We start from the raw sequence: 11612 nt of genomic DNA, 5'->3' as shown, positions 1-11612 counted from the left end.
GATTATTTTTTGATCTTAGAATCTATCCATGCTCTGACCTTCTGATCCAGAATATCGAGCGGCATGGCGCCATCTTTCAGTATTTGCACATGAAATTCCCGGATATCAAATGCCTTGCCCAGCCGTTGTTGCGCCAGCTTCCGTAAGAAAAGAATCTTTCGCTCACCGATTTTATAGCTCAGCGCCTGCCCCGGAATGACCATATAGCGTTCTATGCGTTGCGCCGCCACTTCGGGTGTCACTGGCTGGTTTGCCAGGATGTATTCAATCGCTTTTTCGCGGGTCCATCCTTTGTGGTGTATGCCCACGTCTACCACCAGTCTCACGGAACGTTCCATGTCCGCGTTGAGTCGCCCCAGGTATTGATAGGGATCGGAGTACATTCCGAGCTCAAGGCCGAGTGTTTCCGCGTACAGGCCCCAGCCCTCCGAGAATGCGGCAAAAAAGGCCGAGCCACGAAACTCCGGTAGAGTCATCTCTTGCTGCAGCGCTACCTGGAAGTGATGGCCCGGTATAGCCTCGTGCAGAAACAAGGTCTCCATACCTACCACATTATACTTCAGCGCATCGGATATTACCTCATAGAAAACCCCGGGCCGTGAACCATCGCGTGCAGGCCGCACATATTGCGCGTTGGCGCCCGACTGCCTGAATTTCTCCGTGGCGCGTATTTCGAAGGCTGATTTCGGTGTCAGGCTAAACATCCTGTTCAGTGACGGCGCCATCTTGTTTTGGAAACTTCGAAAGCGATCCAGTACCTCTTGTTCGGAGGTGAAGGGGAAGAACTTTTTGTCGGTCTTTACATACTCAAAGAAAGCGGGCAAGTCGCCCTTAAACCCCGTAACAGTCTTGATGGAATCCATGCCCCGGCGAACTCTGGCAACCTCGGAAAGCCCGTACGCGAACACCGAATCCGGATCGAGGTCCTGCGTATTCCAGTAGCGCAGCCAGTACCGGTATTCTTCTTTGCCTCCGGCGTTGTCCAATAGGCCGGAGGTAGTTCTGGCCTTTGGAATATAGGTCTTGACAAAGTAGTCGTGGAGCTTTTTGTACGCCGGCTTTACGATATTGTCAATCGCGTGGGTATACTCTTTTGTCAGTCGCTGTTTATTTTCGCGGCTGAAGCTGTCAGGCAAGGCGAGAATAGGTTTGTAAAAAATATGCTGCGTGGTCTCCGTCTCGAACAGCGGTTTTAATTGTTCCGGCACTTTCTTCATCGCGGCCTGCGGCGAGGTGTTGCCCTGGCGGATGCCTTCATTCATGTTTTTGATGGCAACATCTATCCATTGTGCAAAAATGGGTAAACGCTTCAGGAAATCGTCATAGTGGCGGACTGAGCGAAAGGGTATGGAGCCGGTACCCGATGCCCCGGTGGCAAAGCTGGTGGGGAAACTGAAGACAAACTGATCCACCGGCCTGAGTGCCATGCACGAGGTGGTAATGTTGCGCTGCAGGCCATCAAGGTCGCGCTGCAGTAAAAACCGAAGTATCTGCATGGTAAGCCTATCCGCTTCCGGCAAGGTGTTTACATCCATTCGCTGCAAGGAATCCAGGTAACGGCGATTTAGAAGCAGGGCATCCCGAAGATAGCCGTCACTGATATTGATCTCCATTTTATCACCATATCCCGGTGTGCCACGTGACGTGGCAACCGAAGGGTTGAGCGCGAGATAATCAGCATAATAGTGCGCCGCGATGGATTTGAGTTGCAGGGAACCTTCGGATTTTTGGGCCACGACCTGCAGACCTGTAAAAAGGAAGAATAAAAAAACGAATGACCGGGTAGACATGCGGAGAGATGGGGGGTTTATCTCTCTAAAGATAACATTTACTAAGAGCTGACAGAAAGTTTATAACCAACGCCGTGAATCGTGACAATGGATACAGCCGGATCTTCCCGCAGTAATTTCCGGAGCCTTGAAATAAACACATCCATGCTCCGGCCCACGAAATAGCCTTCATCTTCCCAGATCGCTTTCTGGATGGCATCGCGCGAAATGACCTGGTTCTGATTTACACAGAATAATTTCAGCAGCTTTGCTTCCTTGTAGGTAAGCTCCACCACACCAGCTTTAGACGTGATCTGCTGATTGGCAAAATCATAGGCGAGGGAGCCCAGGGCGTATACCTGCGACGCATCCGTAACAACGGATTTTTCTTCTTTTCTATTGGTAAGCATCAGGCAATAGGCTACTCCCGTGATCAATAGGCCGTTCAACAGCACAAGCCACCACGCATCGGCCATGGTAGCAGCCTCCGTTGTATGTTCATAGAACTTAGCCGTGAAATCCATCGGAACACGTATCTGCTCACGCCCCAGGCAAACCGGCGTGCCTTCCGAACGAATCCCGTCAGCGTATAGATTGCCGAACAACAATGAATCAAACCGGTGATCGTATACTGCCAATTCGAAAGGCGCCAGTATGGCGTGGGATCGAAATTCTGTTTTAACCAGTGAGTCCAGGACATAGTAGGAAATCGGCGCATCTAATTGTACGCGGTATGTGCTGAGCGAAAGTTGCTTCACGGGCCTGATGCGTTGGGTGAACCGCCTTTCGCTGGTCAGAAGTTTATCACTCACGCTTCGCAGTGCCAAATTGATCGTTGCAGCGGAAGGCGCCACGCTTACGGGCCGCCGGATAAGGTAGAGCAGTTGAAAGATCAAAAGCCCTGCCAACACGACAAGGACAATGACAAGAAAAGGACGATATCGTTTAATGGAACGGAGGTACACCATGCTTTTACGATGTTAACGAGAAACAAGAAAACAAAGATACGGGCTTAATAGACGCGTTTAGAAGGTTTTACATTTCATTAACATCATTTTACATGCGTTTTACAAAGAAGGTACCGTGCGTGGATAAGTTTGGCTATACAAAACAAACCGTATGAAAGCGAAACGTATCAATATCCTTTTTGCCGCACTTGTGCTTGGCACAACCGGCTTTTGTCAACCGCCAAAAAACGAGACAGGCGTGTTTTTAACAACGGACCAGGGTGAAACCTGGAAACCTGCCAGCACGGGTCTCCCGAACGATGCCAATATTAGCTCGTGGGTAGTAACCCGGAATAATACAATAGTGATAACCACCTTAAATTATGGCGTTTTCAAATCGTTCGATGGAAAATCGTGGGATCGCACTGGCCATGGTTTACCGAAAGACATTTTAGCCTCATCCATTGCCGATCATAGCGACATTCTTTTTATCGGGAGCTTTGGAAAGGGCGTTTTTTCGTCGCGCGATCATGGAAATTCATGGAAAGAGGCCAGTACCGGGCTCAACACCACGAACATACATTGTTTCCACGCACAGGATAACACACTGTTTGCCGGTACAGACAAGGGAATCTATGCGTCCAGCAACGAGGGAATGTCGTGGACACTTGTTACCGGAAACATGCGGGTCAACAATTTTAGAGAAGCGGGCGGCATACTGTTTGCCAGCACAAATCTCGGCACATTGCGTTCCGAAGATCGTGGCGAGTCGTGGGATCGGTCGTGGGTAGAAAATGCGCTGTCTGCTCCTGGCGCCGACAGTGTAAAAGTTTCTCCGAGCGAGGAGAATACTTTCCGCATCACACCTGCAAGCCCTCCCGTTTCGCTGACACCGTGGAAAAACGTTTTCCGTTCCCTACGTGAAAATCGGCCGTTCCGAAACATCGGCCTTCCCGCTGATATGTCGTTCAACAATATACTCGTAACGCCGTTTGGAATATTAGTCGCCCGCAAGAACGACGGGTGCTGAAAATAAAAGTAGCAGACCCGCGTGGGGTCTGCTACAAAATCGGTCGTCTGACCACACTGATCTTTATGGCTTATCCCACCATACACGCGTATCCAGTTTGTCACCGCCCATATTGGCAATTGCTTCGTTTACGTTGGCGCTATTCACTGAAATTTCGGAGCTGGGATAAATTATTCTTCGAATAAATTCATCGCTGATGTCCTGACCTGGGCTTGCATTTGGCGTCAAGGCAGGATATCCGCTGCGCCTGAAATTAGCAAACGCTTCAGGGCCATTCAGGAAAGAAGCGATCCAATATTGGGTATTGATCTGTTCTAATGGATCTCCGGAAGAATAAGGATTATTCAATAAGTATAGATCGATATCATCTGAGGCAATCGCTGAACCTGCACCATAACTTGCTAATTCCTCCATCTGCAGTCTTACACCACTATTATAATAATCTTCCTCGCTCCCCGTCGTTATCCAACCCCTGTTCCTGGCTTCCGCCAGTAGGAGCTGCGACTGCGCCGCTGTTACCAGGAAGATCGGTGCCGCCACGTTTGCCATACGCGCACGATCTACCTGGCTAAAATCATAGTAGCTTGCCACGCCTGCCGGGACGGACGAGGTAGTCGTCGTGCCTATTGGCATTCCCTCCTGCGCCGCCGCCTCCGTTGTTGCCGTGGGTTTTCCAATGCCCTGATCACCTCCGGATGTTGCCCCCACATAGCGTACCGCAATAGCGGATAAACGTGGGTCGCCAGTATCTTGAAGATAATCCACAAAAGGAGCCGCTAAATAATAATTCGCGGCTTCCGTAGAGTTCAGCGTAACGCCAAAGCCGTTTCTATAATTGGCGTCGTGCTTGATAGAAGCATTATCTGCATTGGATGCTATAACGCCGCCCGCAAAGGCGCTTTGTACGGTAGCCTCTGCTGTTGCTGGGTCCTTCTTACTTAATCGCATACCGGCGCGAAGCAAAAGGGAATTTCCGAACTTTTTCCATTTGTCGATATCCCCGGCATACAATACATCTGCCGTTTCGATTTTAGCCGATGCATTCAAGGCCGCAATGGCTTCTTTCAGCTCTTTAATGAGATCCGGGTAAATGACTTCCTGCTTGTCATACGTTGGATAAAAGTTTTGCTCCTGATATCCTGTTCCTCCTTCAAAATATGGAATATCACCGTAGGTATCAGTCAGGACCATAAATGCATATGCCTGTATAATACGAGTCATGTTTAACAGATTGCTCCGATCCGGGAAACCCTCTGTCTCATTTATCACATCCTTTGTATGCCGGATGACATTCGGATAATAATTCTGCCAAAGCGTTGCCGCAGCCGCCCGGTTCTCCTTATTAAAATTCGCTCCCGACACGACGCCCAAAATCGGAGTAGTGATTTGCTGAACAACTCCCACATCATAGATGAGTACACTTCCCCCAGACCCTCCGCTGGTATACGACGCATTTATAACGGCCCCATTGAACATTAAAACAGGATCAACGCGAATAAGAGCGGTCTTATTTGTATTCAGCTCATCAAAGCCATTTTCGCATGCAGTCGCTATCAACATAAACGCTGCAATAATTTTGACATTAACTATCTTTCTCATGGCGTGTCTTCGTTAAAACTTAGCATTTAAATTGAACCCAAAGCTTCTTGTCGTCGGAAGGCCGGTAGCTTCCAGGCCGACAAGGTTATCCGAGCTATACCCGAATGATTCCGGGTCTATGTTGGGAACCCACTTTTTCAACATCAGTACGTTATTCGCCACAAAACTCAGCTTGATACTTTTTAGGGGAAATTGAAGTGGCAAAAATTTAGAAAAGTCGTACCCCAGGGTAATCTGACGCAACTTCCAATATCCTGCGTTATAGATAATCGGTTCGATAATGGCACGCGTTCGGACTGTCTCCCAATATTTCTCCGAAGGGGCAGCGATCGTATTTGGCTCGCCGAGTTCATTGACGCCTTCGCCCATCACCCCCTCCTCTCTGCCGGACAAGGTCATTTTATGTAGCCCATGACGAACCGCATTGAAGTTCGTTCCAGAGATCATTTTTCCGCCAAGCTTATAGTCAATAAGGAAAGAGAACATAATTCCTTTATAGTTAAAAGCGTTATTAAATCCGCCCACCCACTTCGGCAATGCACTGCCGTACAATACCATATCCGGGCTTGCCAGTGGAATGCCATCTGTACCGTAGACCTTGTTGCCGTCGGCATCCCGTCTATAGGCATAGCCGGCGAGCTGGCCCACCTCTTCACCCACCACTTGCCGCAGCTCACCATTGAACACGTGTGTTGCCGTTGTGATCCGTTCCCCTGGCGTCTTCGTCAGGATGCTCAATACTTTCGTAATGTTATAGGATGTGTTGGCGGTAAATTCCCAGGTAAAATTCTCGTTCTCCACCACGACGACATTGACAAGAGCCTCGATTCCTTTGTTCCTGCTTTTTCCGCTATTAATGTTCGTACTTTGAAACCCACCGGCATCGGAAATCTGAGCCAACACGATCTGGTCGGTTGTCGTCTTTTGATACGCGGCGACATCGATACCCAACCGATTGCCAAACATATTTACATCAAACCCTATTTCCACCTCGTCTACGGTCATTGGTTGCAAACTGGAATTCGGTATGGAATTTGGGCTCGGCCCGCCATAAGATCCCACGGGCTGACCGGCAAATAAATTGCTATTAATATTATAGTATAACACGTTTGAGTATGGAGGCACATCTGAATCACTTCCTACTCGAGCGACCGCTGCACGTATTTTACCCGACGTCACCCACGGCGGTAGCGTTAGTGCATCCGTGAAGACGTAACTGGCAGAAACAGATGTGTAGGGAACCCCTCTTTTGCCGGGCGCCAACGTTGAAAACCAATCTTTACGATACGTGCCACTCAGAAAAAGATAATTCTTATAGGATAAATCCACGGACCCGTATAGTGAATTTACTGCTCGCTCCGTCAATGTATAGGAAGGATCCTTTGCTCTTCCATATTGTACCAGATAAACGTCTCTTACCGAAAAGTCGGTTACCTGTACGCTATTCAAATCCATCCTTCTTTTTAGCTGATTTCCCCCAGCATTCACACTCACGCCAACGTGACCAAATTCTTTCTTGGCAGCTACCAGAAAATCTACGTTCGTTTCCCTAAACCTGCGTGATTCCTGCGTGTATAGACCATCGACGAAGGCAGGATTGGTCGATCTCGTCCGTGATTGTATTCCCGTAGGATAATTATTATAGTCCTGATCACGCGACCAGTAATCTTCCCCTACTCGGCCTTGTACAAAAAGCCATGGGGTCAGGTTGTATTTGGCGGAAATATTTCCAAAAATTCTATCCCTGCGAATATTTTGAAATTGCTTTGCCAGAACAAAATAGGGATTGGCGCGGTTTTGAAATCTCGACCAAAAACGTTCGTTACCATTCTCATCATACTTCTTTTGATCCAGCAACGATAGCGGCATCGAGTTGGCCATGCTATACAGGGCGGTCGGTATCGAGTTATCCTGGTTAGCAATATTAGGAGCATTTTTGTTATACTCATTCGAGTAGTTAAAATTCCCTCTGAAGCTAAACTTGCTCGATAATTCCTGTGTAAAACCAAGATTGATTGTTTTTCTATTAAAGGAGTTATTCGGTGTAATTCCCTTGCTATCCATGTTCGCCACGGAAAGATTAATTCCTCCTTTACCTGTTCCTGCTGCCAGTGAAACGGTGTGGGTCATATTCTGACCGTTTCTATAAAACTCACGTATGATGTTGCGCTGGGGCACATAGGGAACGGTCACACCATCAAACAATACCTGCGTCATCCCGGGCTGAAACTTCTCACCAAAAGACCACTGCCCTGTATTAGGATTCGCCGTGGTGGGCCGGACACCATGCTCACCCTGCCCATAGTCGTACTGGTAATCGGTATAATCCAACGGTGTCTCGTTGGTATAGTTCATGTTGTATGTAATACCAATGCCCCTTCCGTCTCCTTTCGATTTTGTGGTGATCATGATCACACCGTCCTTTGCGCGGGAACCATACAATGCTGCTGCCGTAGCTCCTTTCAGAATGGTCATACTCTCCACATCGTCAGGGTTAATACTTTGTAGACCATCCCCCCCGTCGGAGGTATTCCCATTACCCCCGCCCCCGCCTCGCACGCCAAGCGAGCCATCCGTGCCTGTATTATTCGGGTTTGTTCCAAAGTTTGTATTATCAATGGGCACCCCATTCACGACGATTAATGGATTGTTCTGTCCGGAAATAGACGACTGACCTCGAATCCTGATCTTCGACGTGCCACCCGGGCCGGTTCCCAGCCCCGATATATTTACGCCCGAAATTTTGCCTTGTAAAGCATTCATTAAATTCGCCGAGCGGTTAACCGTGAGCTGTTCTGAATTTACTTTGGCTGTCGAATAGCCCAGGGCTTTTGAAGACTTCTCAATGCCAAGCGCCGTCACGACAATTTCGTCAAGCGACGTCACATCGGGTTCCATCGTAACATCCACCACTGTCCTTCCGCTTACCGCCACTTCGATTTGTTTGTACCCAATGAAGGAAAAGACAAGCACAGAATTTTCATCGGGAACGGTCAGTGTATACTTTCCGTCAGAATCCGTTACAGTACCCTGGGTACTACCTTTCACAAGAACGTTAACACCGGGGAACACTCCCCCCGATTCATCCCGAACCGTGCCGCTTACGGGTAATGCAATATGTCGTGGCGTTTCTGGCGGAATGGCGGATGCCCGTATACCATACTGCGGCAAGACGAACTCGAATATCATCACGAGTACGCCGATCAAAGAGTAGTATTTTCGCATAGTTTAAATATTTAGGTTGGCGTTTTTACAACACTGCGTCAGCATACACTCACGATCGAGCTCATGACACTACGCAGCCCTATAAAAACTTAAGGCCCTAAATATTCGCAACTTTGACACACTGAACTTCCAATAAAAACCGCCGAAGGATATTATACAATCGATTGCAAAAATTGCAGTGAACGCATCGGGGAAAATAGTACAGGCAGTCTACACAGGGGGATATATTCAAAAAGCTAACGACTACACGCCAGGTGAATTAAGCTAAACTATTTTGTTTTCTGAATTCACCTGGCGAGGTCCATTATCGTCCCTAGCTCCACAACCTGTCCCATGAACGATCTTTGTCCCATTCTGGCGTGGGCGCGAAGTAACTTGAATTTTCAGGATCAAGGTGTTTTTTCATAACCTCGTCGTTGAGTTCAATACCTAGCCCGGGAGAGTCAAGTACATTAGCAAAACCCTTTTCGATCATGGGCTTTTTAGTCTTCACCAGACTTGTCCAATAGTCCACGTCAACGGAATGGTGTTCAAGCGCCACAAAGTTTTGCGTCGCCGCGGCACAATGTACACTGGCCATAAACGAAACCGGCGTCCCGGCAAAATGCATCGCCATCGCTACACCTTTTTCTTCGGCGTAGTCGCCGATCTTTTTGGTCTCCAAAAGTCCTCCGGAAGTAGCAAGATCCGGATGTACCAGGTCCACAGCGTGCGCGTCAATCAATTTGATAAACTCTTCCTTCAGATAAATATCTTCGCCGGTAAGGGTAGGCGTTTCGATGGCTTCAGTGATCTGGCGCCATTGTTCTGTGAATCTCCAGGGAATTAGGTCTTCCAGCCAGGCCAGGCGATATTTTTCTACGGCTCTGCCCAGGCGGATGGCGTTATTGTGATCAAAGTGACCATAGTGATCAGACGCGAGCGGGATTTCGTAGCCAATCTTTTCGCGAACAATGGAAATACGTTGCGCCAATAGATCCAATCCCTTATCGGTGATCTGCACCTGCGTGAACGGGTGCTCCGTTCCCCCGTAGGTGTTGGGCTCGTTGGTCCATTGTCTGCCAATGTCCCAGAAATTACTGTTCGAGGTTGTGCCTGGAATGCCTTTCAGCAGCTCAATACCAAAATCCATTTTCATGAACGTGAATCCTTCCTCCGTTATGCGTTTATTGACTTTCGCCACGAAGTCGGCCTCATTATCTCCTTCCGGGGTATCGGCATAGAGCCGCACCTTATCCCTATACTTCCCACCCAATAACTGGTAGGCCGGAACGTTATAGGCCTTGCCCGCAAGATCCCACAGTGCCATTTCCACGGCACATACACCACCACCCTGACGGCCATGAAAGCCGAACTGCTTAATGCGTTTAAAGATCTGCTCCACGCTGCAAGGGTTCATACCCAAGATGCGGCTTTTGAGGAACAGGGCATACTTGTGCGACGCACCATCGCGCACTTCACCCAGACCGGAGATGCCCTGGTTTGTATCAATGCGAATAACAGGGCAGCGCATATGGCCGTTCATCACCACAGCAAAGCGCATATCGGTAATTTTGAGGTCGGAAGGCGATGAGCTGCGGTTTACTTTCGAGGTAGATTGCGCCAGCGTATCCTCGATGGAACTAAACATGAAGCTTCCCAGGGCAATGCCGCCCAGGCTGGCTTTCTTCAAAAAGCTTCTGCGGTCGTTCTCTTTTTCTACTGGTTCCGCAGCCGCCGCAGTAGGTTGTTTTAATCCTATTTTTTCCAGGAACTTCTCGGATGGATTTTTCATAGTATGTTGGGGATGATGGTTGTCGTGTATTGGTTATGCAAATATCGGTGACATCACCAGGTTCTTTTTTTCATGAAGACATCCAGCTCGGACCGTGACATCGGGAGCTTATCGGGGTTCTGATCAAGCCATTGTAAAAAATCTTTCTTGATGTCGTCAGACCACTGCTGATCGATCTGGCCGGCAGTATATTTTCCCTCGCGGAGACGCTGATGGCCAAACATATCGCGCAAGGCAATAAACTCCGCATTGATCACGACATCCGCTACGAGGTGGGCAGGAATAAATACAATACCTCCTTTTTTTGCCAGTACGGCATCGCCAGGAAGTACGGTAGCACGCCCAATACGAATGGGAACATTGATCCCTCCCAACATCATCTCCTGAATGTAGGAAGGGTCATATCCTTTCACCCACGCGTTAAAGCCCTCGATTTTCTCGAGGCCCTCAGTATCGCGAACCGATCCATAGAAGATCACGCCATTCTTTGATTTAGTATAGATGGAGTTTCCGAGGTTGTCGCCGATCAGCGTGCCATCAATAATTTTTCCGTAACCATCCGCCACGTATATATCGCCCGGCTTGAGCATATCGATGGGCCAGGAGTTAAATCCGCCAATGCGACTCTCCTCCTTCCCTTTTGCTTTGATCGCATTATCGTAATCCTGCCGCTTGGGTAGATATTGTACCGTGAGTGCGCGGCCTACAAGCGCCTGGCCAGGCTTTAGAATCATCCAATCGCCTTCGAACTGATTGTTGTATCCGGCATTACGAAGCACTCCCCATGCCTCTTCCAGTGAAATATTTTTCAGCCGCGCCAGGAGGTTGTCCGCTACGTTGGGACGTCCATCGGGCAGGCGTTCGCCTTTCCATTCTGACGTCAACGCAATAACCTGTTCCCGCGAAAGCGCCACCTGCTGGGCAGCTGTCTGCATGCTTACAACAAGTATGAAAATTACCAGGATTGATGAGATGAAAAATCGAATGGCTTTTTGGGGGTGTGATAATGTTTTAATCAAGGGTATCATACGGTTTGGTTAAACTGATTGTATTGCTAAGATAAAATGATGTCACTAAGTATTTGTACAAAATCCACCGCCGGTGGCGGGAATTAATAGAAGGACCTATTTCTGGTGGCAAAAAGTGCACTATGATTTTTACATTTATGCTAGAACTGCACGTGAGCGGCCATTCCTCCCACTACGTAGTGAGAGGAATGGTCGGAGACGGTTCCTCGATGTCGCTTAATAGAATGCATGGGCGTTGAT

At 48.6% G+C, this 11612-nt stretch carries 7 protein-coding genes; 1 reads left to right on the top strand and 6 read right to left on the bottom strand.

Annotated features, from left to right (window positions below):
* Positions 1 to 2 precede the first annotated feature (2 nt).
* Positions 3 to 1790 carry a DUF885 domain-containing protein gene (locus KK062_RS03565; protein ID WP_254082856.1) on the bottom strand — a complete coding sequence of 596 codons (1788 nt, stop codon included), beginning with the start codon at positions 1788 to 1790 and terminating at the stop codon, positions 3 to 5.
* Between the two features lie 41 nt (positions 1791 to 1831).
* Positions 1832 to 2737: a winged helix-turn-helix domain-containing protein gene (locus tag KK062_RS03560; protein WP_254082855.1), complete on the bottom strand. Its 906-nt coding sequence runs from the start codon at positions 2735 to 2737 to the stop codon at positions 1832 to 1834.
* A 151-nt stretch (positions 2738 to 2888) separates the two neighbouring features.
* On the opposite strand from KK062_RS03560, the gene KK062_RS03555 reads away from it, so the two are divergent.
* Positions 2889 to 3746 carry a WD40/YVTN/BNR-like repeat-containing protein gene (locus KK062_RS03555; RefSeq protein ID WP_254082854.1) on the top strand — a complete coding sequence of 286 codons (858 nt, stop codon included), beginning with the start codon at positions 2889 to 2891 and terminating at the stop codon, positions 3744 to 3746.
* 63 nt (positions 3747 to 3809) lie between these two features.
* Here KK062_RS03555 and KK062_RS03550 read toward each other — a convergent pair whose 3' ends face one another.
* From KK062_RS03550 to KK062_RS03535, 4 genes are all read right to left on the bottom strand, one after another.
* Positions 3810 to 5345, bottom strand: coding sequence for a SusD/RagB family nutrient-binding outer membrane lipoprotein (locus KK062_RS03550; RefSeq protein ID WP_254082853.1), 1536 nt, complete (start codon positions 5343 to 5345; stop codon positions 3810 to 3812).
* 12 nt (positions 5346 to 5357) lie between these two features.
* The gene (locus KK062_RS03545) at positions 5358 to 8570 is read right to left on the bottom strand and encodes a SusC/RagA family TonB-linked outer membrane protein (protein ID WP_254082852.1); all 3213 of its coding nucleotides are present in this window, start codon (positions 8568 to 8570) and stop codon (positions 5358 to 5360) included.
* 313 nt (positions 8571 to 8883) lie between these two features.
* Positions 8884 to 10344, bottom strand: a complete 1461-nt coding sequence (locus tag KK062_RS03540) for a mandelate racemase/muconate lactonizing enzyme family protein (protein WP_254082851.1) — start codon at positions 10342 to 10344, stop codon at positions 8884 to 8886.
* Between the two features lie 53 nt (positions 10345 to 10397).
* Positions 10398 to 11279, bottom strand: coding sequence for an RraA family protein (locus tag KK062_RS03535; RefSeq protein ID WP_254082850.1), 882 nt, complete (start codon positions 11277 to 11279; stop codon positions 10398 to 10400).
* Between the last annotated feature and the right edge of the window lie 333 nt (positions 11280 to 11612).

Origin of the sequence: Dawidia cretensis, from assembly GCF_018598175.1 — a bacterium.
GTDB lineage: Bacteria > Bacteroidota > Bacteroidia > Cytophagales > Cyclobacteriaceae > Ohtaekwangia > Ohtaekwangia cretensis.
Note: the sequence above shows the minus strand (reverse complement) of the source record. Positions and strands in the feature narration are given on the sequence as shown.

Bases quoted from the DNA above. Each gene is read 5' to 3' on its own strand.
- KK062_RS03560 (WP_254082855.1), bottom strand. From the start codon at position 2,737: ATGGTGTACCTCCGTTCCATTAAACGATATCGTCCTTTTCTTGTCATT.
- KK062_RS03565 (WP_254082856.1), bottom strand. From the start codon at position 1,790: ATGTCTACCCGGTCATTCGTTTTTTTATTCTTCCTTTTTACAGGTCTG.
- KK062_RS03535 (WP_254082850.1), bottom strand. From the start codon at position 11,279: ATGCAGACAGCTGCCCAGCAGGTGGCGCTTTCGCGGGAACAGGTTATT.
- KK062_RS03545 (WP_254082852.1), bottom strand. From the start codon at position 8,570: ATGCGAAAATACTACTCTTTGATCGGCGTACTCGTGATGATATTCGAG.
- KK062_RS03555 (WP_254082854.1), top strand. From the start codon at position 2,889: ATGAAAGCGAAACGTATCAATATCCTTTTTGCCGCACTTGTGCTTGGC.
- KK062_RS03540 (WP_254082851.1), bottom strand. From the start codon at position 10,344: ATGAAAAATCCATCCGAGAAGTTCCTGGAAAAAATAGGATTAAAACAA.
- KK062_RS03550 (WP_254082853.1), bottom strand. From the start codon at position 5,345: ATGAGAAAGATAGTTAATGTCAAAATTATTGCAGCGTTTATGTTGATA.